Here is a 20954-nt window from a genome sequence, read left to right on the forward strand (position 1 = left end):
CCCCGGGCCGCGGCCGGGGAACCGGCTCGCACCGGTCGCGGTTGCTGCCGCCGGGCCATCGGGGAAGGTGCGGCAGGTACCACACGCATCGGGCTGGTCGGGCTGGCTTCATCGGCGGCCGGCACCTGAAGTCGCTGACCGCGCAGGAGGGAGTCGCGGTGGTCGGGGGCGTCGCCGATCCCCGGGCCGAGCGGGCCGGTGAGCTGGTCGCCCGCGCGGGAGCCACGGCGTACGAGGGCTGGGAGCAGCGCCTCGACGGGGAAGCCCTCGACGCCCTCTACGTCTGCGTGCCGCCGCACGGCCACGGAGCGGTCGAGGAGGCGGCGACCGACCTCGGGCTCCCGCTGTTCGTGGAGAAGCCGCTGGCCACCGACCTGGCCACCGCCGAACGGCTCGCCGCCCGGATCGAGGCCGCCCGGCTGCTGACCTCGGTGGGCTACCACTGGCGGTACCTGGACACCCTCGAGACCGCGCGCGGGTTGCTGGCGGAGACCCCGGCCCGGATGGTGCTGGCCGCCTGGCTGGACAAGGCCCCGGGTGCCGACTGGTGGGCCCGCCTGGACCGGTCCGGGGGGCAGACCGTCGAGCAGGCCACCCACCTGTTCGACGTCGCGCGGGTGCTGGTGGGCGAGGTGACCGGTGGGTCGGCGGTCGGCTCGCGGTCGCCGGACGGCCCGGGGGGCATGCTCGACGTCTGCACGGCCGCGTTGCGGTTCGAGTCGGGTGCGGTCGCCTCCCGGATGCGCGTCGTCCCCAACGGGGTGGACGTCCCCGAGATCCCCAGCGGCCCGGCGGGGCACCCGGTGCCCCGGGTCGGCGCGCTGGGCCGGCTGACCGCGCAGAAGGGGTTCCACGTGCTCGCCGAGGCCGTGCGCACCCTCACCGACGTGGGGGACGTCGCCGTCGCGGTCGGCGAGGACGCCGTGGTGGTGCCCCCCGGCGACGCCCCCGCGCTGGCCGCGGCGCTGGCCGGCCTGCTGACCCGACGGGGCGCGCCGTGCCGGACTGGGCCGACGGGCGCGGCGACGCGCGGTGGCCGGGATGGACGCCGAGCTCATGGCCGCCGGACCTTCACGGTGCTGGAGCAGGCGTGGCGCTGAGCCGCTCCTCGCCGTGACCCGGCGGCGGCCTCACCGCCGCCAGGCCGGCCGGAGCAGGTGATGCGCGACCTGGTCGTACCGCCGTCGCGTCCGGTCCGGTCGCTCCTGCTCCGTCTCCTTCCAGGACCGCGCTGCCAGCCGCAGGCCGTGCGCCACCAGGTGGCGGATCGCGATGACGATCGCGACGGTGGCGATGGCCCGCCAGCTGGGGTCGCCGACCAGCCGGAGCAGACCGGCGGCGACCAGCATGTCCAGCAGGATGCCCAGGGCCAGCGCCGGCCGGCGGGTCGCGGCCAGGGCGAGGAGGGCGGCCACGAGGGCCGCTGCCGCGATGAAATGCGAGGCGATGCCGGGGACGGCGGTCAGCGTCGAGCTCACCCGGTGCGCCCGGTCCGCGTGCTGGACGTCGTCCCGCCCGTGCTCTCCGCCGACGAATCGCCGGACGTCGATCCGGACGAGGACTCCGCCGCCCCGTCGGAGGACCTCTCCTTCTCCTCGTCGACCTGGCGGCGCTCCTCGGCGATCTCCTTGCCCAGGAAGTAGTTCAGCGCGGTCCGGATCGCGGCGATCGCGGCGAGCTGCCCGATCTCCTCCCAGCTGGGCGCCACGGCCGTCTTCAGGATGTCGGCGGCGAGCTGGAACTCCAGGCCGAGGGCGAGGAAGCGGCCCAGGGTCAGCCGGACGGGGACGAACGAGCCGGCGTTCCGGTGGGTGAGCCCCGCCCACAGGAAGCGCAGGAACGCCCAGACCGCCCCGATGATGATGACCGCGGCGCCGCCGGCCTCCACGATGACGACCAGGACGTTGACGATCTCCTGCAGCAGCTCCTCCACGTCGACGCGCATACCCGAGCGGTGTCCGTGGCCACGCATGACGACTGCGAGACTCCACGGATGAGCGAGCTGCGTCACTCCGGGTCGATCACGGTCGCCGCGTCCCCGGAGGAGGTCTACGACCTGGTCTCCGACGTGACGCGCACCGGCGAGTGGAGCCCGATCTGCACCGCCTGCTGGTGGGACGAGGGCGCCTCGGGCCAGGTGGGGGACTGGTTCACCGGCCGGAACGTCACCCCGGACCGCACCTGGGAGACGCGGTCGCGGGTGGTCGCGGCCGACCGCGGCCGGGAGTTCGCCTTCGTCGTCGGCGGCTCGAACGTGAGCTGGCGGTTCACCTTCCGCCCCGTCGACGGAGGCACCGAGGTCACCGAGTCGTGGGAGTTCCTGCCCGACGGGCTGGCGCTGTTCGCGCAGCGGTACGGGGACACCGCCCAGGAGCAGATCGACCGGCGGACCCGGGACGCCCACGAGGGCATCCCCGCGACGCTGGCCGCGATCAGGCGGATCGCCGAGACCGGCTGACCGTCAGCGCTCGACGAGCATCTGGCCGGTGCCGACCAGGTGCGCGGCGACGGGCGCGGGGGTCGCCCTGCGCCCGGACCGGACCTCCACCTCCTCGTGGCCCTAGAAGCCCCTCGGGCGTCCGGATGGGCGCCGCAGGAGCGGGGTAGGCGCCCGCCGTGGACACGCGCAGGCTCGTGCTGGGGGACTGGACGCCGATCGTCCGCGACGGCATCGACCTGCTGCGGCTGGTCCTCCTCGGCGCCGCGGCCTGGTACGCGCTCGCCGGGGACACCGGAGCGGCCGCGGTGCTGGCCGTCATGGGTGGGGTCACGCTCCTCGCCCGCGCGGTGAACCTGCCACGGGTGTACGACCTGTCGGTGACCCTCGGCATGGCGCTGCAGGGGTTCGGTGAGGTCTGGGGCCTCTACGACCGTTTCGTGCGGTTCGACGACCTCGTGCACTTCACCCTGCCGATGCTCACCGCGCCGGTCGTCTACATCGCCCTCGCCCGCCTCGACGTCGTCCCCGATCCGCGCGACGAGACGCACCTGCGGCACTACGTGGGCATCGCCGTGGTCACCGCGGCACTCGGCATCACGGTCGGGGCGCTGTGGGAGATCTACGAGTGGCGGTCCGATGCGTGGCTGGGTACCGACCTGTCGGAGGGCAACGACGACACCAACGGCGACCTCGTGCGCGACACCCTCGGCTCGCTCACCGGCGCGGCGCTGCTGGTGGCGTGGGCGCGCCTCGGATGGGGCTCGGTGCGCCGGATCCCCGGCGTGAACACCCACGAGGCGGTCGACGCCTGATCTCACCGAGGTCGCGGAGACCCACGGGGTGGCGGTCGACGCCCTCGTCGACGCGCTGGTCCAGGCCGAGCAGGACCGGATCGCCGCGGCCGTCGAGGACGGACAGCTCGCCCAGGAGGAGGCCGACGAGCGGCTCGCCGATCCCGGGGGCGGCGCCGCTGCCGGATCCGGGCCGGGGCGGGCTCCCGCCCGTACCCTGCCGGGCATGCCGGCACAGACCTTCTCGATCGTCTCCGCCCACGACGTCCCCGTCACCGCGTACCGGTGGGATCCGGCCGGCCGCGCGCGGGGCATCCTGCAGCTCACCCACGGCATGGGGGAGCACCTGCTGCGCTACGGGTCGCTGGCCGCGGACCTGACCGGCGCCGGCTGGGTGGTGGTGGGACAGGACCACCGCGGCCACGGTGCGACGGCGCGCGACGGGGCGTGGGGCGACCTCGGCCCGGGCGGCTGGGACGAGCTCGTCCGCGACATCGGCCGGATGAGCGCCCAGGTGCGCGCGGACCTCCCCGACCTGCCGCTGGTCCTGCTCGGCCACAGCATGGGCTCGTTCGCCGCCCAGCAGTACGTCCTCGACCACTCCGCCGAGCTCGCCGGGCTGGTCCTCACCGGTACCGCCGCACTGGACCTGCTGGAGCCGGCCGTCGATCTCGACGGGCCGACGGACCTGTCCGCGTTCAACGCGGCGTTCGAGCCGGCCCGCACCGACTACGACTGGCTGTCCCGGAATCCGGCGCAGGTGGACGCCTACGTGGCCGACCCGCGGTGCGGGTTCGGCCTGGCCGCGCCCGACAACAAGCAGATGTTCGTCTCGGCCCGGCAGCTCGCCGACCCCGAGCGGCTCGCCCGGATCCGCCCCGACCTGCCGGTGTACGTGGCCGTCGGGGACCAGGACCCGGTCACCGGCCAGCTGGCCCTCGTGCACGGCCTCGTGCAGCGGCTCCAGGCGGCGGGCCTGAGCGATGTCGCGCTCAGGGTCTACGAGGGTGCCCGGCACGAGGTGTTCAACGAGACCAACCGGGCCGAGGTCGTCGCCGACCTGCTGCGCTGGCTCGATCGGGTGGTGCCCGCGAGCTGACCGGGCGGGCGCGTCCGCCCGGTCTCACCGCCGCCGCCCAGGTCGTTCCCAGGCCCTCCCCAGCCGGGGCGGGCGCCGTCGCATCCCCCGACGACGGAGGCGCGCGATGCAGAACCTCACGGTGCAGACGACGACCGTGCGGCCCGGGGAATGGCCTGGCCCGCGTGGCGTTGACTGCCGCTGGGACCGGTCGCCCGGCCGGCCCGTACCCGAGCAGTCCGGAGGACGGCCATGCACCTCGGCGTCGACAGCTTCGTCTCCGCCGTCACCGATCCCCGCACCGAGCGGGTCATCGGTCCCGAGGAGCGCATGGCGGACCTGCTCGAGGAGATCGAGCTCGCCGATCGCGTGGGGCTGTACTCCTTCGGCATCGGGGAGCACCACCGCACCGAGTACTACGACTCCGCGCCGCCGGTGATCCTGGCCGCCGCCGCCGCCCGGACCTCGCGCATCCGGCTCGGCAGTGCCGTGACGGTCCTCAGCGCCGCCGACCCCGTGCGCATCTTCCAGCAGTTCGCGACCCTGGACCTCATCTCGAAGGGGCGCATCGACCTGGTGGTCGGCCGCGGCTCCTTCACCGAGGCGTTCCCGTTGTTCGGGTTGAGCCTGGCCGACTACGACGAGCTGTTCGCCGAGAAGCTGGACCTGCTGCTGCGGATCCGCGAGTCCGAGCACGTGACCTGGTCGGGCACGCACCGGCCGGCGCTGACCGGCCAGGGCGTGTACCCGCGCCCGCTGCAGGATCCGCTGCCGATCTGGGTCGGCGTGGGCGGGACGCCGGAGTCCTTCGCCCGCGCGGGGCTGCTCGGGCTGCCGCTCATGGTGGCGATCATCGGCGGGGAGCCCCGGCAGTTCGCCCCGCTGATCGACCTCTACCGGCGGGCCGGGGCGCACGCCGGGCACGCCCCCGAGAAGCTGCAGGTGGGGCTGCACGTGTTCGGCTTCGTGGCCGAGAACACCCAGGCCGCCGCGGACACCATCTTCCCGGGCTGGCACGAACTGTTCACGAAGGTCTCCCGGGAGCGGGGCTTCGCCGCACCGACCCGCGCGCAGTTCGACGCCACCAGCGGGCCGGACGGCGCCTTCTTCATGGGCGACCCCGACACCGTCGCGGAGAAGCTGGCCCGGATCTCCGGGCAGCTCGGTGGGGTCGACCGCGTGTCGATCCAGATGACCAACCCGCGGCTGGCGCACGAGGACCTGCTGCGCGGGATCGAGCTGCTCGGCACCGAGGTCGCCCCGCGCGTGGCATCCGCCTGACGAGAGCCACCGGAGCATCGCCGCGGTGGTCTAGCGATGCGCGGACCGGGCGGAGCGGGCCGGGGCGTCGCCCGACCGGGGCCCGGGGCGATCAGCTCCCCGCCAGCAGCGCCTGCACCGCCTCGAGGGTGTCGGCCTCGGCCGGGGTCTTGTCGGGCCGGTACCGGAGCACGCGGGCGAACCGCAGGGCGACGCCGCCGGGGTAGCAGGGGCTCCGCTGCGCACCGTCCACGGCGATCTCGACGACGAGCCCCGGCTCCAGGAGCACGCCCCACGCCGTCTCCTCCCGTACGTGGCCGGGAAAGGTGCGCGTCTGCCAGTCCAGCAGTTCGTCGGTCATGCCCTTGAACGTCTTGCCGACCATCACCGGCTCGCCACCGCCGGGGTCGCGGGCGCCGAGGTGGATGTTCGAGAGCTTGCCGCGGCCTGATCGGGCCGCGGCCGGCGGACGCCCGGCATGCGCAGCGGGGCGGCCGCCACCGCGGTGGACGCAGCCACGACCTCGGCGAGCAGCATTCCGCCATCGTGGCAGCGTGGATCGGCCACGAGGCGATGCGCAGCCGAGCCCCGGCGCGTCGCGGGCCCCCCGACCGGTGGGACGGCGCGATCCGCGCGAGGATGGGGGGCGTGGTGAAGAACCGGAAGGTCGGACCCGAACACGCACGCTCCTGGCTGCTGGTCAACGGCGCCCGCACGGAGCTGTTCGACGTCGCCCACGACTCGCGTGCCGATCAGATCGTGCTCGACATCGAGGACGCCGTCGACCCGGCGCACAAGGGCGAGGCCCGGAACGGCCTCGTCGAGTGGCTGTCCCGCGAGGACCGCGGCGCCTGGGTGCGGATCAACGACCACTCGACGCCGTTCTGGGCCGACGACGTGGCCGGGCTGGCCGGGCTGCCCGGCCTGCTCGGCGTCATGCTCGCCAAGGCCGAGGTCGCCGAGCACGTGACCGAGACCTTCGACCGGCTCGGCGGGTCCACCCCGGTGCTGGCGCTGGTGGAGTCGGCCCTCGGCATCGAGGAGGCGGTGAACATCGCCCGGGCGCGCGGCGCGTTCCGGCTGGCGTTCGGCAGCGGTGACTACCGCCGCGACACGGGCACCAGCGCCGACGAGCTGGCCATGGCCTACCCGCGGTCCCGCCTGGTGGTGGCCAGCCGCATCGGCGGGCTCCCCGGCCCGATCGACGGCCCGACGGTGAGCAGCAGCCACCCGGTGCTCCGCGAGCAGACCGCGGTCACGGTGTCCCTCGGGCTCACCGGCAAGCTGTGCCTGGACATGGACCAGCTGCCGGTCATCAACGAGGTGATCAGCCCGACGCCGTCCGACGTGGCGTGGGCCCGGGACTTCCTGGCCGACTTCGACGCCCGCGGCCAGGTGATCCGTGACGGCAGCGACCTGCCGCGGCTCGGCCGGGCCCGCAAGATCGAGCGGCTGGCGCAGGTGTTCGGCGTCCAGCCGGTCTGAGTGCGCCGATCAGGCCACCTCCTCGGCCAGCCGGCGGATCGGTCCGGACCAGGCGGTCGGTGCGGTCCACGGGAAGCTGTGCGCCCCGGCGACGGTGCGGAACCGGCCGTCGGGCGCCCGGTCGGACAGCGACCGCGCCCATTCCTCGGTGCACAGCAGGTCGCGGTCGCCGTACAGCACCAGGACCGGTACCTGCACCTGGGGGACGACGTCCTCCAGCCGGTCGGCCAGGTGCGCCCGCACCGCCTGCACCACCCGGGGGAGGCCCGCCCGCCTGCGCTCGGGCCGGTGCACGTCGGCCAGGTCGGCCGGGTTCCCGCGGTTGTCGCGGTACCAGGCCCGGAGCACCCCGCCGAGGGTCCGGGACCCAGGGTCGACCGTCGGGCTGGCCAGCACCAGTCCGCGGACCCCGGGCGGGCGCCGCACGGCGTCTCCCGGTCGGTCGTCGCCGGTTCGGTCGGCACCCGGGCACCTCCAGCTGGTCGCGCGGCGTGCCGGCCAGTGTGGCCGGTCCCGCCCGGCCCGGCCTCTCGTGCGGAACCGGCCGGCCACGGGCTGCGTGACCGGCAGCAGGCTGGTTAGCTCCGGACGAGCGGCCGGATCGTCCGGTCGCCGGGCTCGCCGAGGGGGACACCGCCGATGGCACGCAGCAGCACCGGAACGTCCAAGCGCACGCTGGCGAGGGCACTGGGCGCGGCCGGGGCCGGGTTCGGCCTGGCCAGCGCGCTGGCGCCCCGCACGGTCGCCAAGGGGTACGGCGTACCACTGACACCGCAGGGCCTGCAGCTCCAGCGGCTCGTCGGCAGCCGGGCCCTGGCCATCTCGGTGGCGGCGCTGACCGCTCGCACCGACGAGGAGGTCGACCGGGGACTGGCGCTGCTGGCCGGCGCGAACCTGCTCGACACCCTCACCGCACTGGGTGCGGCGCGGGGGTCCGGGCGGCCGACCACCACCCGCGCCGTCCTCAGCTCGCTGGCCTACGGTGGCGCAGCGCTGGCGATCCGGCTGCGGAAGGACTGACCGGGGTACATCGCCGGCGGCCGAGCGACGAGCGCGAGCCGCGCCCCCACGGCCGGGAACGCACCACTGGCGCACATCGGCCGGCCCCGCTGAGGGGCGCTCAGCCGCCGATGACGACGCGGTCGCGGCCCTGCCGCTTGGCCGCGTACAGCCGGGCGTCGGCCCGGCCCAGCAGGTCCGCGGGAGCCGGGTCGGGCGCGTCCTCGGTGCCGGCCGCCCCGATGCTGACGGTGACCGGGAGGCCGCCGGTCAGCTCCGCCCACGGGTGCGCCGCGATCGTCCGGCGCACGTCCTCCAGGTGGGCGGTGGCCGTGCCCGGGTCGCTGTCGGTGAGCACGAGGAGGAACTCCTCGCCGCCCAGACGAGCGACGAACCAGCCCTTTGCCCGGCCGGCGCCGCCGCACTGCTGCAGCAGTTCGGCGACGGCGACCAGCACCCGGTCCCCGGCCTCGTGGGAGCAGGTGTCGTTGATCCGCTTGAAGTGGTCGAGGTCGAGCAGTGCCACGGTGACGTTCCCCGGGTGCGCGGCGAGCAGGCGCGGCAGCTCCTCGTCGACGTAGCGACGGTTGTAGAGGCCGGTGAGCGCGTCCCGCAGCGAGAGCTCCCGGTAACGGCGGCTCTGCTGGCGGGCCTCGGTGGTCTCGTACATCGCCTGCAGCGCCCGCGCCCGCGCGTCCCGTTCGGCCGACTGCAGCTCCATGAGCTCGTCGCAGTACAGCTTGTGCTCCCCGTACGCCGCCCGGAAGCGACCGGCGGCCGCGTGCAGCTCGGCCTGCTCACGGCGGGCGCGCACGCGGATGGAGGTCAGCCCGTACCGCTCGCAGCGGCGCACGCTCTCGTGGAGGCTCTCCTGGGCCTGCTCGAGGTGTCCGCGGCGACGGTGGATCTCGGCCAGGGTCAGCAGGAAATCAGCCCCCGCGTCACCGTCCAGGGAGGCGTCGAGGACCTCGGGGTGCAACCCGGGCAGCATGACCGCTTCGGCGTCCTCGAGCCGGCCCAGCTCCATGAGGGCCCGGCCGACGGTGTCCAGCCGGCCGACCCGGAGGGGGACGCCGTGCCGCGCCGCCAGGGCCTGCAGCTCCGTGCTCCAGACCAACGCTTCGTCGAAGCGGCCGGACAGGGTCTCGGAGTAGGCGCGGTTGTTGAGCACCAGCAGCTGCCGGTCGACGTCGCCGACCTCCTCGGCGAGCTGGAGCACGTGGTCGTAGCGGTCACGGGCGGCGAGGTCGCCGTTGAGCCCGAGGCAGTCGGCCAGCCGGGCGTGGTGGTCGATGCGCATCTCGGCCCGCACGTCGTCGTCGAGCAGCTCGACGGCGCGGACGGCGTGCTCGAGGGCCAGGGAGAGGTCACCCAGCTCCTGGAAGACCGCGGTCAGCACGAAGTGGCTGCGCGCCAGGAGGTAGCGGGAGCTGTTGTCCGCGGCCCAGCGGTGGATCTCCTCGGCCAGCCGGCCCGCCTCGGCGACGTTGCCCCGGCGGCGCACCAGGTCGGCCTGGACCAGCCGGGCGCGCCGTTCCAGTTCGGGCAGCCCGACCTCGCGGGCCGCGGCCAGGGCCCGCTCGGCACGCGGCTCCATGTCGTCGTCGTCGAACCGTGAGCGGTCCTCCAGCTCGGCGATCTCCGCCCACAACAGCACCGCTCCGGCGTCGCCGGGAACCGGTGCCGGCGCGGTGGGGTCGCGGTCGCCACCGGATCGTTCCGCCAGGCTGGTCACGAGCACCCATCGGACGGTCGGCGCCGGGACTTGAGCGGCACGGCGCGGAAAGACACCCGTACGGGCTGTTCAGCTGTCAGTGAGCCACACAGCGGTGTCCGGCGGCAGCGCCACGCTGGCGGGCGACCGGCGCACCGACGTGCTCGAGGCGAGCAGGACCGTGCCGCGGGAGCGCACCAGCGCCGTGCCCGAGCCCATGTTCACCACGCAGCGGATGACGCTGCCGTCCGGGCCGGTGCACCGGACGGTGAGGACGTCGCCGCGGGTGCTCACCGTCGCCGCACCCGACCCCAGCGCCGGGTGGGCCTCGCGCAGGGCCAGCGCCCGGCGGTACAGGGTGAGCACCGAGCCGCCGTCCCGGGACTGCGCGGAAACCGCGTACCGGTCCCAGTCGTCCGGGATCGGCAGCCACGGCTCGGCCGCCCCGGCCGGCGAGAAGCCGACCCCGGGCTCACCGTTCCACGGCATCGGCACCCGGCAGCCGTCGCGCCCGGCACGGACGCCACCGCTGCGGAGGAAGATCGGGTCGAGCTTCGCCGCGTCGGGCACGACCGCCTGCGGCAGGCCCAGCTCGTCACCGGCGTACAGGTACGCCGAGCCGGGCAGCGACAGGACCAGCAGCGCCGCCGCCCGGGCGCGCGCGGTGCCCACTGCGCCGCCGCCGAACCGGGTGACCTGGCGGTCCTTGTCGTGGTTGCCCAGCACCCAGGACACCGGCGCGCCGACCCGGCCGAACGCGTCGAGCGCCGAGCGCACGCCGTCGGCGAAGGACGCGAGGGACCACGGCGACTTCAGCAGCCGGAAGCAGAACGACTGGTGCATCTCGTCGGGCCGCGAGTAGAGAGCGACCTCGTGCGGATCGGCCAGGCACACCTCGCCGACCAGCATCGTGTCGGGGTACTCGTCGCAGATCGAGCGCCAGCGGCGCCAGACGTCGTGCACCTCGGGCTGGTTCCAGGTCATCGCCTGCTCGGGGCCGTGCCCGAACAGGGTGGGGGAGTAGGCGCCGGGGTTGTCCCGCAGGCCGGCGTCCTTGAACAGGCCGTAGGCGACGTCGACCCGGAAGCCGCTGACACCGCGGTCGAGCCAGAACCGCAGGGTGCGCTCGAAGTCGGCGGCCACGGCGGGGTCGCGCCAGTTGAGGTCGGGCTGCTCGGGGGCGAACAGGTGCAGGTACCAGCGGCCGTCGGGGGTGCGCGACCAGGCGGGCCCGCCGAAGAGGGACTGCCAGTTGTTCGGCGGCTCCTCCGACGGCGGCGCGAAGTGGTAGCGCGAGGCCTCCGGGGAGTCGGGGTCGGCCAGCGCCGCCTGGAACCACGGGTGCCGGTCAGAGGTGTGGTTGGGGACGACGTCGAGCACGACCCGCAGGCCGAGCTCCCGGGCGTCGGCGACCAGTGCCTCGAGGTCGGCGACGTCGCCGTACTCGGGGTCGACCGCGCGGTAGTCGACGATGTCGTAGCCGCCGTCGGCGCCGCCGGAGGGGTAGTGCGGATTGATCCACACCGCGTCCACGCCGAGCCAGGACAGGTAGGGCAACCGGGAGCGGAGGCCGGCGAGATCGCCGATGCCGTCGCCGTTGCTGTCGGCGAACGAGCGCAGGTAGACCTGGTAGACCACCGCCGTCCGCCACCACGGGGACGCCGACTGGGCCGCGACCTGTTCGTCGGTCGTGGTCCGCACCGTTGCGAGCCGCACTGCCATGCGACCTCTATCGGCAGGAAGTCCCTGCGGCTTGCGCACCGCTGGGCACCGAGTGGTCCGCGTGGCGGGCCGTGACCTTTCCGTGACCTCGTTCGGCGAGAGGGGCACGGGCTGACGGCCGAGGTGCGGCAGGCCAGGATGGCGCCATGGCAGAGACCGTGCGCGCCCACGACCTCGTCGTCTACGGAGCCACCGGCTTCGTCGGGAGGCTGCTCGCCGGCTACCTGGCCGGCCACGTCCCGGAGGGGACGCGGATCGCCCTGGCCGGACGGTCGCGGGCGCGCCTGGAGGAGGTCCGGGCGGGACTGCCGCCGGCCGGGCGGAACTGGGCACTCCTCGAGGCCGACTCCACCGACCCCGCCTCGCTGCGCGCGCTCGCCGGGAGCACCCGGGTGCTGGCCACCACGGTCGGGCCGTACGCCCGGTACGGGCTGCCGGTGGTCGAGGCCTGCGCGCGGGCGGGGACGCACTACGCCGACCTCACCGGTGAGGTGCTCTTCGTCCGCGACGCCATCGACCGGTGCGACGCCGTGGCGCGGGAGACCGGCGCCCGGATCGTGCACGCCTGCGGCTACGACTCCATCCCGTCGGACCTGAGCACGATGCTGCTCGCGCGGCGTGCCCGCGAGGACGGAGCAGGAGGGCTGCGCGACGTCCAGCTGGTGGCGACGGCACGGGGTGGGTTCAGCGGCGGCACGATCGACTCGATGCGCGCCCAGCTCGAAGCCGTCCAGCGCGACCCGTCGCTGCGCCGCCGGCTCACCGACCCCTACGCACTCAGCCCCGACCGGGACGCCGAGCCGGACACCCGCCAGCCGCGCGACGCCGTCCCGCCCGCCCGCACCCCGGACGGCCGCTGGACCGCGCCGTTCGTGATGGCCGGGTTCAACACCCGGATCGTCCGCCGCAGCAACGCGCTCCAGGACTGGGCGTACGGCCGGTCCCTGCGCTACGGCGAGGTCATGGGCACCGGCCGTGGTCCGGTCGGCGCCGCGACGGCCGCGGCCGTCACCGCGGGCCTGGCCGGCACCCTCGCCGCCATGGGCTTCGCGCCGACCCGGGCCCTGCTGGACCGGGTTCTCCCGGCACCGGGCACCGGGCCCGGCGAGGCGGCCCGGGAGAAGGGGTGGTTCCGGATGGTCGTCGACGCCGAGACCGAGGACGGCCGCCGCTACCGCGCCACCGCCGGGGGCACGGGCGACCCCGGGTACGCGGCGACCGCGGTCATGCTCGGCGAGGCCGCCCTCGCGCTGGCCCTCGACGGCGACCGGCTGCCCGACCGCGCGGGCTCCCTCACCCCGGCGACCGCGCTGGGCGAGGTGCTCGTAGAGCGCCTGCGCGCGGCCGGGCACACCTACGAGGTGACGGCACGCTGAACCGCGGGGGGTGGACCGGTCCGGCCCGTGCGCCGGGCTACGCCGGGCGGGTTCCGGTCGCCGCCGGCACACCGTTGACCGCGTCCTCGCCGCCCTGGTTCTCCGTGGCGGTGTTGGCCTCGAACGTCGTCGACCGGTCGCCGTCGGCGTCCTCCGGAATCCGCCGGGCCGGTGGGCGGGCCGGCACGGGGAGAGCGGCCGGGTCGGCGTGGCCCCACTCGTTCTCCACGTCGCTCAGCAGCGCCTCCAGGTAGGACCGCAGCTGGACACGGCACGCCTGGCCGAACGCCTTGAGGTAGGCCACCTGCTCCTCGAGCTCGGCCACGGTGCGCCCGCCGCTCTGGTCGGGGCCGTCCGGCGCCGGGCCGGTCAGCCGGGCGGCCGCCTCCTGGGCGGCCTGGATGATCGCCCCGGCGTTCTCCCGGGCGAGCCGCACCGCCTCCTCGTACTCGGCCCGCGCCTCGCCGGTCACCTGCCGGCTGAACTTCTCCGCCTCGGCGACGTAGTTGTCGGCCGTCTGCTGGGCGCTGGCCAGGATGCGCACCGCCTGCTCGCTGGGCGGCTCGTGCGCGGGCGCGCCGTTCAGCTGGGCCTGCAGGGTGCGTACCTGCTCGCGGAGCTGGGCCTTCTCGGCCATGTGCCGCGCGAGATCCTCGGCGACCCGGTGCATCACCCGGTCGACCTCGGTCTCGACGTAGCCGGGGTGCAGCATGGAGGCGCGGGTGAACCGCACGTGCCGCAGGTCGGCCGGGGTCAGCCCCCGGCCGGTGCTCCCGTCGCCGCTCGGTGCGCTGGTCATTCGGTCACCTCTCCGTCAACACTGGGCCCCGGTCGGCTGGGGGCGAAGACCTCGCTGGACATGCGCTGCTCCGGGACGCCGTCCTCCCGGAGCCCGGCCACGGTGGCGGTCACCATGGGCTCGGGCCCGGCGACACGCACTTCCCGGCTCGACCACGGACCCGCGCGTCGCACCACGTCGCCGACCTCGCCGTGCGCGAGGGAGGAGACGGCGTCGTCGGACACGGCGAAGGTGACGCTGAGCCACGGGTGCTCCCGGGCCAGCTGTTCCAGGTCGGCCCGGTCGTAGATCTGGTCCTCGGTGCGGAACCCGGCGAACAGGTCGACCCGTCGTGGCGGTCCCTGCCGCGCGACCTGGTCGACCATCGCCTTCAGCGGGGCCAGCCCCATGCCGCCGGCGACCAGGAGCAGGTCGCGGTCGGAGTCCTCGCCCACGGTCAGATGGCCCAGCGGCGGCCCCAGGCGGAGGACGTCGCCGATCCCGACGCTGCGCACCAGCGCCGAGCTGACCGGGCCGCCGTCGCGCGCCTTCACGTGCAGCTCGATCAGCCCGTCGGGCCGGGGCGCGTTGGCGGGGGAGTAGTACCGCCACAACCGGGGCCGCAGCTCCGTCTCCAGGGACAACGACTGCCCCGGGAGGTGGTCGTAGCGCACCCGCGGCCGGATCCGGAGCACGGCGACGTCGAGGCTGCGGCGCTCGTGCCCCACCACGTCGGCGTCCCACCACGCCGGCTGCCCGGCGGCTTCCTCGGCCCCCTGGACCATCACGGTGGCGACGACGTCGTAGGCCTCGGCCCAGGTCTTGGCCAGCTCCGGCGTCCACTCCGGGTCGAAGCGCTCCAGGGTGGCCAGCAGGCTGGCGCCGGCGGCCGGGTAGTGCGCCGGCAGCACCCCGAACTTGAGGTGGTCGCGGCCCAGCTGGCGCAGGATCGGCACCAGCGCGTCGAGGTCGTCCACGCGGGTGACGACCTCGCCCAGCGCCGCGAAGAAGCGGTCCCGCTGGTGCGCCATCGAGACCGGGAACATCTCCCTCGTCTCCGGGTGGCTGAGGAACAGGTGCGAGTAGAAGTACAGCGGCGCCTCGTCGCCGGTGGCCGCGGCCTTGGCGAAGTTGGCCCGCATCGCCGGGATGTCCATGCGGATCTCCTGGGGTCGGTGCGTCCGGGTCAGACGCCCGCGGCGGCGTGCTGGCCGCTGCGTTCGGATACGCCCGGACTCTCCTCGGTGGCGAGGTCGGCCTGCCAGAGGTCGGGACCGAACACCTCGTACTGGATGTCGCGGGCGGGCACGCCCCGGTCGACCAGCGCGCTGCGCACGGCCTGCATGAACGGCAGCGGGCCGCAGAGGTAGTACACCGCCCCCTCGGGCAGGTCGACGCCGTCGAGGTCCATGACCCCCGCGTGCACCTCGACCGGCAGCCTGCTCTCCGCCCCGCGCTCGTACCAGACGTGCGCCGTCCCGCCGGACAGCGTGCGCAGGTCCTGCAGCACCTGCTCGCGCAGCGCGAACGAGGACTCGTCGGCGTCGGCGTGCAGCAGCGTGACCGGGAGACGGGACCCCGCGGCGGCGAGGTGGGAGAGCATGCCGGCCATCGGCGTGATGCCGATACCGGCGCTGGCGAAGACGACCGGGCGCCCCGAGTCGTCGAGGACGACGTCGCCGAACGGCACCGACATGGTCAGCCGGTGCCCCACCTGCACCCGCTCGCAGAGGTGGTTGGACACCTCGCCGTCGGGCTTGCCCGCGCCCTGCACCCGCTTGACCGAGAACTGGCGGTGCTCCCCGTCGTCGGCCCGGGTCAGGCTGTACTGCCGGGGCTGGCGGACGCCGTCGGGCATCGGGACCTGGACGGTCACGTACTGGCCCGGCAGGGACGTCTTCACCAGCCGGTCGTCGACCTTGCGCATCCGGAAGGTGACGACCTCGGCGGTCTCCTGGGCCTTCTCGGCCACCTCCCACTCGCGCCACACCGTCTCCGGGCGCACCCCGCGCGCGCTGTAGAGGCCGCGCTCCTGGTTGATCAGCGCGTAGGCCATCAGCCAGTAGACCTCGTCCCAGGCCGCGGCCACCTCCGGCGTCACGGCGTCGCCCAGCACGTCGGCGATCGCCCAGAACAGGTGCTCGTGGACGACGTCGTACTGGGCCGGCGTGATGCCGAGCGAGGCGTGCTTGTGCGCGATCCGCGACAGCAGGTGCTCCGGTAGCTGCTCGGGCACCTTGAGCAGGGAGGAGGCGAAGACGGCCACCGAGCCGGCCAGCGCCAGCTGCTGGGTCTGCTCCGCCTGGTTCCCGCGGTTGAACACCCCGTCGAAGAGTCCGGGGTGCTCCCCGAACAGGTGGGCGTAGAACCGGGTGGCGATCTCCTCGATGTGGTCGGCCACCACGGGCAGCGTCGCCTCGATGACGGGACGCGATCGATCTGAGAGCACGTGTCCTCCTTGCCAGTCGACTAGCCCCCCGCTGGCGCGGTCACGTTCCGCTAGGCACCCGCTACCCGGTCGTCCGCGTTCGAGTCCTCCGAATCCTCCCGGGCGTGTCGCCGGTCATCCGCCGGCCCCTCGCCATCACGGCTGGAGGCCACCAGCGCCAGCGCGCGAGGGTCACCGCGTGGGCGTCGAGGATGGCAGCCATCCCGGGAGCGCGTCGGCCACACCGGCCCCGTCCAGTGCGGCCGGGGCCGCGGCGCCCCGCACGGGGACCTGAGCGGCCGCCTGGAGCGCACGCTGCAGCAGATCCCCGGCGCCGGCCCGGGTGGCGCCCGCCTGGTGCCCAGCGCCGACGACACCTGCTCCAGCAGCCCCTGGCCGGCCAGTGACCGCCAGACGCTGTCGTGCACTGCCACCCGCAGCCGCGCGGTCGTCAGCAGCATGGTGCTCGTAGGCTCAGCCCAGTCGTGTCGTGATGTCGATGGCCCCCTGCAGGCTCCGGGCGACGGGGCAGCCGTCGGCGTGGACGGCGAGCACCCGCTGGACCTTGGCGGCGTCCTGCTCGGGAACGTCCAGGCCGGTGTAGGTGACCTGGATCCGCTTGAGCACCAGCACCTTTCCCTCGAGCTCCACCTCGCCGCGCGCGTGCCCCACCAGACCGGTGGGGTCGATCCGCCGGGCCGCCAGGGCTCCGGCGAACGTGCCGGTCAGCTAACCGAGGGCCGCACCGACCAGATGGTCGATCGTGCTCGCGTGGCTGGGTGCCGTGCCGGGATCCATCCCGTAGTGCTCGGCGATGGCACCGTGCATGCCGTAGACGGTGGGCTCTTCCTCGCCCGGCAGGTAGGCCGCCCGCAGCGGTCCTCCCAGGCGCTCGACGCGGACCTCCGAGACGTACGCGATCTCTGCCACCGGAACCTCCTACCGATCGGGTCTGCCCGGCAGTCTTCCAGCAGGAGCTGCGCCGCACCTCCCGAGCGGCGGCGATAGGGTGGCCCGCCATGCCGATCAGGTCGCCCGAAGAGCCCGCTCACACCGTCCGCGAGCTCGGTCTGCCTTCGCGCGCGGTCACGTCGCTGACCCGCGCCGGCATCACCGACGCCGCAGCGCTCGCGGGCCTCACCCGGCGCGAACTGGCCGCCGTCCCCGGCCTCGGGGCAGGGATGATCGCCGCCATCCGTGCCGTCGTCCCCGAACCCCCCGCGGTCCTGCCGCGTGGTGCTGCGCCGGGAGGGGTGCCCGACCTCGCCCCCGACGACGACGAGTCGCCGGCCGCGCCGGCGATCCCGTCCTTCGATTCGCTGCGCGGTCCGCGGCGTCGTTCGGCGGTCGACCTGCTCCTGCCGGACGCGCCGCAAACGTCGCCCGCGGCTGCGACCGCGCCGCCCACCCCGCCGTCGACCGTGCCGTCGACCGTGCCGCCGGTCCGCCCGCCCGACTACGCCGACCTGCTCCGCCTGGGGGTGCACGTCGCCCGGGCACTGGCCGTCGCGCCGCTCACGGTGACCCGGTGGTCCATGGGCTGCCTGCACCGGGCGCTCGGCGGATAGGGCGGCATCGCCGGACCTGGCGTGCGGCGTCGGTGAGACTGGCGGAGTGCAGCGGGTCGTGCTCCGACGGCGGGATGCCGCCGTGGAGGCGCACGAGCTCGGCGACGGCGGCGCGACGGCCGGTGTCACCCGGGTTCCGGCGGAGACCTTCCCGGCGTACGTCCGGGAGCGGGAGGGTACGCCGGTCCGCTGGGTGTGGGACGACACCACCCGCTGGTACCCGGCGCTCCTGGCCGCCGGGGTGCGGATCGAGCGCTGCACGGACCTGCGGCTCGCGCACGCGATCCTGCGGCGGTCACCGTTCGCCGACCAGGCACTCCTGGCGGCCGACGAGACCGCCGGGTGGGACGCGCTGCAGCCGGTGCCGGTGGCCGAGCCCGCGCTCTTCCCGCCGGCCGACCCCGCCGACCGGCTGGACCCGGTCGCCGAGCACGCCCGCCAGCAGGCGGCGCTCTGCGCCTCGCCGCGGCGGCAAGGGCTGGGGCTGTTGCTCGCCGCGGAGTCCTCCGGTGCGCTGGTGGCCGCCGAGATGACGCACACCGGGATGCCCTGGCGGGCCGACGTCCACGAGCGGCTGCTCACCGACCTCCTCGGGCCCCGCCCCGTCCCCGGCGGGCGGCCGGCCGAGCTCGAGCGGCTGCTCGGGGAAATCCGGGAGGCCTTCGCCGCCCCGGCCCTGAACCCCGATTCGCCCGTCGAGCTCCTCCGGACCGTGCAGCACGCGGGCCTGCCCGTCGGCGACACCCGGTCGTGGACGCTCGAGCAGGTCGACCACCCCGGGATCCTCCCGCTCCTCGAGTACAAGAAGCTCAGCCGCCTGCTCGCCGCCAACGGCTGGAGCTGGCTGGACAGCTGGGTGCGGGAGGGCCGGTTCCGCGCCACCTTCCTGCCCGGTGGGGTGGTGACCGGGCGTTGGGCGTCCAGCGGGGGAGGGGCGCTCTCGGTACCCACCCAGATCCGCCCGGCGGCGGTCGCGGACGACGGCTGGTGCCTCGTGGTGGCCGACGTCGCCCAGCTGGAGCCCCGCGTGCTCGCCGGCATCAGCGCGGACACGGCGATGGCCGAGGCGGCGCGCGCGAAAGACCTCTACCAGGGGATGGTCGATGCGGGTGTGGTGCCCGGCCGGGCGGAGGCGAAGGTCGGCATCCTCGGGGCGATGTACGGGGGCACCCGCGGCGAGAGCGGCCGGATGATGCCCCGGCTGGCCCGCCGCTACCCCCGGGCGATCGGCCTGGTGGAGGAGGCGGCCCGGGCCGGTGAGCGCGGGGAGGTGGTGCACACGCTGCTCGGCCGGGGCTCTCCGCTCCCCACCGGTGCGTGGGCGCAGCGCGAGGCCGAGCTCGGGGAGCCGGCCGGGGCCGCCGGTCCGCGGGACGAGTGGGACCGCGCCCGACGCGCATGGGGGCGTTTCACCCGCAACTTCGTCGTGCAGGGCACCGGCGCCGAGTGGGCGCTGTGCTGGCTGGCCGACCTGCGCAACCGGCTCTGGCGGCTCGGGGGCACCGGACCGCTCCACGAGCGGCCGCACCTGGCCCTCTTCCTCCACGACGAGGTGGTGGTGCACGCCCCGGCGGACCTCGCCGGGGCGGTGGTCGAGGAGGTGCGGGCCGCGGCGGCGACCGCGGGCCGGCTGCTCTTCGGCAGCTTCCCCGTCGACTTCCCGCTGGACGTCGCCGTCGTCCGGTCGTGGGCCGACGCCGGCTGAACGTGCGTCGTCCCGTACACCCGTGGAGCCCCGTGTCCGGCCACGCGACACGCGTCACGTACGGAAAATCGTCGGACGCAATTGTCACGACTGCATAACGGCGACTACCGTGGCGCCGTCCGGTCGGTCGCACCTCCCCACCCGGGGAGTCCGAACGGGCGCCGCCGAATCGCCCGCAGTCATCGAGCCGCGGGCGAGCCGGGGACCCACCGCAGTACTGGGGTGAATCGCGCGCCACGCTCGTCGCGGCGCGGGTAGGGCCGCTTCCCGCCCGAATCCGTCAGCTAACTCGGTAGGCGGCAGACGGAAGAACGGAGAGCCGCCGGATGGCGCGCCCTTGCCCTGCTGCACGACCTTGCTCGCCCCGACACCGCCGGCTCCGGGCGCGTCCGCGGATCTGAGCGCACCTCACCCGGCGCGCCCGACCTGCCGGCCCACCATCCCCGAGCATCTCGCGCTCGACCGGCTGACCGCCGTCGCCTGGTGGCCCCCAGCAGGTCTCCCGCCGCACGGGTGAGCCCCTCGCTGCCGCATCCCCGCCGCAGCCGCGCCCCCGAGGGCCGGCCGCGCCTCTGCCCCGGAGCACCCCGTACCCATGGATCCCCGCACCACCACCGGCCGTCGTCGCCGGGCCCCCCGCGCCCGCCGTCGTCCGCCGGCGACCGTCCGCCGCCCCGCGCTGTACCTGGGCGTGGCCGCCGCCGGCGCCGTCATGGTCAACGTGCTCGTCGGTGTCGACCCCGCCGCCCAGGCCGAGCCCGGGACGCCTCGGTCGATCAGCGTCGCCCAGGAACTGGGGCTCTCCGCCCAGTCCGCACCCGTCGACGTGACCGAGGACCTCGAGCCGCTGCAGGACCTCGCGGCCAGCCGCAGCACGCGGGAAGCCGAGCAGGCCGCCGCGCAGCAGGCGCAGGCCGCTGCCGACCAGGTCGTGCTCGACCAGCAGAAGGCCGAGGCAGAGGCGGCCGCCCAGGCACAGGCGGCCGCGGAGGCACAGGCGGCCGCCCAGGCACAGGCGGCCGCGGCCGCCCAGGCGGCTGCCGAGGCAGAGGCCCGGGTTGCCGAGGAACGGGCCGCCGCCCAGGCCCAGGCGGCCGCGCCCACCCCCCGGCAGCAGGCGACCGAGGCGGCCACCGCGGCCGCCTCGGTGGCGGCCACCGCGGTCGCCCGGATCACCAACAGCGCCGGGAGCGTCCGGTCGCAGGTGCAGCGCGCCGCCGACGCGGTGGTCAGCAACGTCCCGGGCGCCGGCAGCATCACCCTCGGCGGCACCCGGGCCAGCGCGGCCGACCCGGGCGGGCACCCTTCGGGCCTGGCGCTGGACTACATGGTCATGTCCGACGCCGCCCTCGGGGACGCGATCGTCGCCTACCACCGGGCGCACTGGGCCGAGCTGGGCGTGGACTACCTGATCTGGCAGCAGCGGATGCTGTCCTCCCCGGGCGGCTCCTGGAAGGCCATGGAGAACCGGGGCAGCGCGACCGCCAACCACTACGACCACGTGCACGTGAACTACCGGGGCTGAGCCGCCGGGGCCGGTCGGCCGCTACGTCAGCTTCCGGACGGCCGGCCTCGGCAGGACCGGCAAGGCCAGGCCGATGGACCCCCAG

The 20954-nt window shown here is 75.0% G+C and carries 22 protein-coding genes and 1 riboswitch; of the genes, 11 read left to right on the top strand and 11 right to left on the bottom strand.

What is annotated here, in order from left to right; all coding sequences use genetic code 11:
* The first annotated feature begins 158 nt into the window (after positions 1-158).
* Positions 159-1100, top strand: a complete 942-nt coding sequence (locus QOZ86_RS10150; protein ID WP_284491842.1) for a Gfo/Idh/MocA family protein — start codon at positions 159-161, stop codon at positions 1098-1100.
* 30 nt (positions 1101-1130) lie between these two features.
* Here the strand turns inward: QOZ86_RS10150 and QOZ86_RS10155 are convergent, their stop codons facing one another.
* A complete protein-coding gene (locus QOZ86_RS10155) occupies positions 1131-1478 on the bottom strand; it encodes a DUF1622 domain-containing protein (RefSeq protein ID WP_284491843.1) in 348 nt (115 codons plus the stop codon).
* On the bottom strand, positions 1475-1945 hold the full coding sequence (locus QOZ86_RS10160; RefSeq protein ID WP_284491844.1) for a DUF1622 domain-containing protein: 471 nt from the start codon (positions 1943-1945) through the stop codon (positions 1475-1477). Before QOZ86_RS10160 ends, QOZ86_RS10155 begins: the two co-directional genes overlap by 4 nt.
* Positions 1946-1993: 48 nt before the next feature.
* Between QOZ86_RS10160 and QOZ86_RS10165 the strand changes: the two genes are divergently transcribed.
* The 4 genes from QOZ86_RS10165 to QOZ86_RS10180 all read left to right on the top strand — a co-directional run bounded on the left by QOZ86_RS10165 (position 1994) and on the right by QOZ86_RS10180 (position 5590).
* Positions 1994-2458 (top strand): SRPBCC family protein, encoded by a 465-nt coding sequence (locus QOZ86_RS10165; protein ID WP_284491845.1) that lies wholly within the window; start codon positions 1994-1996, stop codon positions 2456-2458.
* A gap of 158 nt (positions 2459-2616) precedes the next feature.
* Complete coding sequence (locus tag QOZ86_RS10170; protein WP_284491846.1) at positions 2617-3252, top strand: DUF2238 domain-containing protein; 636 nt, start codon at positions 2617-2619, stop codon at positions 3250-3252.
* Between the two features lie 28 nt (positions 3253-3280).
* Positions 3281-4330, top strand: a complete 1050-nt coding sequence (locus tag QOZ86_RS10175; RefSeq protein ID WP_284491847.1) for an alpha/beta fold hydrolase — start codon at positions 3281-3283, stop codon at positions 4328-4330.
* Positions 4331-4561: 231 nt separating this feature from the next.
* Positions 4562-5590: an LLM class flavin-dependent oxidoreductase gene (locus tag QOZ86_RS10180; protein ID WP_284491848.1), complete on the top strand. Its 1029-nt coding sequence runs from the start codon at positions 4562-4564 to the stop codon at positions 5588-5590.
* 91 nt (positions 5591-5681) lie between these two features.
* Here QOZ86_RS10180 and QOZ86_RS21175 read toward each other — a convergent pair whose 3' ends face one another.
* Positions 5682-6254 carry an ATP dependent DNA ligase gene (locus QOZ86_RS21175; protein WP_431521213.1) on the bottom strand — a complete coding sequence of 191 codons (573 nt, stop codon included), beginning with the start codon at positions 6252-6254 and terminating at the stop codon, positions 5682-5684.
* Between QOZ86_RS21175 and QOZ86_RS10190 the strand changes: the two genes are divergently transcribed.
* Positions 6218-7054: an HpcH/HpaI aldolase/citrate lyase family protein gene (locus tag QOZ86_RS10190; RefSeq protein ID WP_284491850.1), complete on the top strand. Its 837-nt coding sequence runs from the start codon at positions 6218-6220 to the stop codon at positions 7052-7054. The genes QOZ86_RS21175 and QOZ86_RS10190 overlap by 37 nt on opposite strands.
* Positions 7055-7063: 9 nt before the next feature.
* On the opposite strand, the gene QOZ86_RS10195 is transcribed toward QOZ86_RS10190, so the two are convergent.
* Positions 7064-7480 carry an alpha/beta fold hydrolase gene (locus tag QOZ86_RS10195; protein ID WP_284491851.1) on the bottom strand — a complete coding sequence of 139 codons (417 nt, stop codon included), beginning with the start codon at positions 7478-7480 and terminating at the stop codon, positions 7064-7066.
* A 213-nt stretch (positions 7481-7693) separates the two neighbouring features.
* Between QOZ86_RS10195 and QOZ86_RS10200 the strand changes: the two genes are divergently transcribed.
* Entirely contained in the window at positions 7694-8074 is a 381-nt protein-coding gene (locus tag QOZ86_RS10200; protein ID WP_284491852.1) for a hypothetical protein, read from the top strand.
* Between the two features lie 100 nt (positions 8075-8174).
* On the opposite strand, the gene QOZ86_RS10205 is transcribed toward QOZ86_RS10200, so the two are convergent.
* Both QOZ86_RS10205 and QOZ86_RS10210 read right to left on the bottom strand, forming a co-directional pair.
* A complete protein-coding gene (locus QOZ86_RS10205) occupies positions 8175-9794 on the bottom strand; it encodes a tetratricopeptide repeat-containing diguanylate cyclase (RefSeq protein ID WP_284491853.1) in 1620 nt (539 codons plus the stop codon).
* Positions 9795-9857: 63 nt separating this feature from the next.
* Entirely contained in the window at positions 9858-11489 is a 1632-nt protein-coding gene (locus QOZ86_RS10210) for a glycoside hydrolase family 13 protein (protein ID WP_284491854.1), read from the bottom strand.
* Between the two features lie 146 nt (positions 11490-11635).
* Here QOZ86_RS10210 and QOZ86_RS10215 point away from each other — a divergent pair, with 146 nt between their 5' ends.
* Positions 11636-12865 carry a saccharopine dehydrogenase family protein gene (locus QOZ86_RS10215; protein WP_284491855.1) on the top strand — a complete coding sequence of 410 codons (1230 nt, stop codon included), beginning with the start codon at positions 11636-11638 and terminating at the stop codon, positions 12863-12865.
* Between the two features lie 37 nt (positions 12866-12902).
* Here QOZ86_RS10215 and QOZ86_RS10220 read toward each other — a convergent pair whose 3' ends face one another.
* From QOZ86_RS10220 to QOZ86_RS10240, 5 genes are all read right to left on the bottom strand, one after another.
* Positions 12903-13664 (bottom strand): DivIVA domain-containing protein, encoded by a 762-nt coding sequence (locus QOZ86_RS10220; protein ID WP_284491856.1) that lies wholly within the window; start codon positions 13662-13664, stop codon positions 12903-12905.
* The gene (locus QOZ86_RS10225; RefSeq protein ID WP_284491857.1) at positions 13661-14800 is read right to left on the bottom strand and encodes a globin domain-containing protein; all 1140 of its coding nucleotides are present in this window, start codon (positions 14798-14800) and stop codon (positions 13661-13663) included. Before QOZ86_RS10225 ends, QOZ86_RS10220 begins: the two co-directional genes overlap by 4 nt.
* 29 nt (positions 14801-14829) lie before the next feature.
* A complete protein-coding gene (locus QOZ86_RS10230) occupies positions 14830-16092 on the bottom strand; it encodes a globin domain-containing protein (RefSeq protein WP_284491858.1) in 1263 nt (420 codons plus the stop codon).
* A 453-nt stretch (positions 16093-16545) separates the two neighbouring features.
* The gene (locus QOZ86_RS10235) at positions 16546-16800 is read right to left on the bottom strand and encodes an OsmC family protein (RefSeq protein ID WP_284491995.1); all 255 of its coding nucleotides are present in this window, start codon (positions 16798-16800) and stop codon (positions 16546-16548) included.
* A complete protein-coding gene (locus tag QOZ86_RS10240) occupies positions 16801-17001 on the bottom strand; it encodes a hypothetical protein (RefSeq protein WP_284491859.1) in 201 nt (66 codons plus the stop codon).
* A gap of 89 nt (positions 17002-17090) precedes the next feature.
* Here QOZ86_RS10240 and QOZ86_RS10245 point away from each other — a divergent pair, with 89 nt between their 5' ends.
* From QOZ86_RS10245 to QOZ86_RS10255, 3 genes are all read left to right on the top strand, one after another.
* Entirely contained in the window at positions 17091-17639 is a 549-nt protein-coding gene (locus QOZ86_RS10245) for a DNA-directed RNA polymerase subunit alpha C-terminal domain-containing protein (RefSeq protein ID WP_284491860.1), read from the top strand.
* 46 nt (positions 17640-17685) lie between these two features.
* On the top strand, positions 17686-19344 hold the full coding sequence (locus tag QOZ86_RS10250; RefSeq protein ID WP_284491861.1) for a bifunctional 3'-5' exonuclease/DNA polymerase: 1659 nt from the start codon (positions 17686-17688) through the stop codon (positions 19342-19344).
* A 152-nt stretch (positions 19345-19496) separates the two neighbouring features.
* A riboswitch (cyclic di-AMP (ydaO/yuaA leader) is annotated at positions 19497-19658 on the top strand.
* 281 nt (positions 19659-19939) lie between these two features.
* The gene (locus QOZ86_RS10255) at positions 19940-20869 is read left to right on the top strand and encodes a VldE C-terminal domain-containing protein (RefSeq protein WP_284491862.1); all 930 of its coding nucleotides are present in this window, start codon (positions 19940-19942) and stop codon (positions 20867-20869) included.
* Positions 20870-20954: the final 85 nt, after the last annotated feature.

The organism is Blastococcus capsensis (assembly GCF_030165005.1).
Classification (GTDB): Bacteria; Actinomycetota; Actinomycetes; order Mycobacteriales; family Geodermatophilaceae; genus Blastococcus; species Blastococcus capsensis.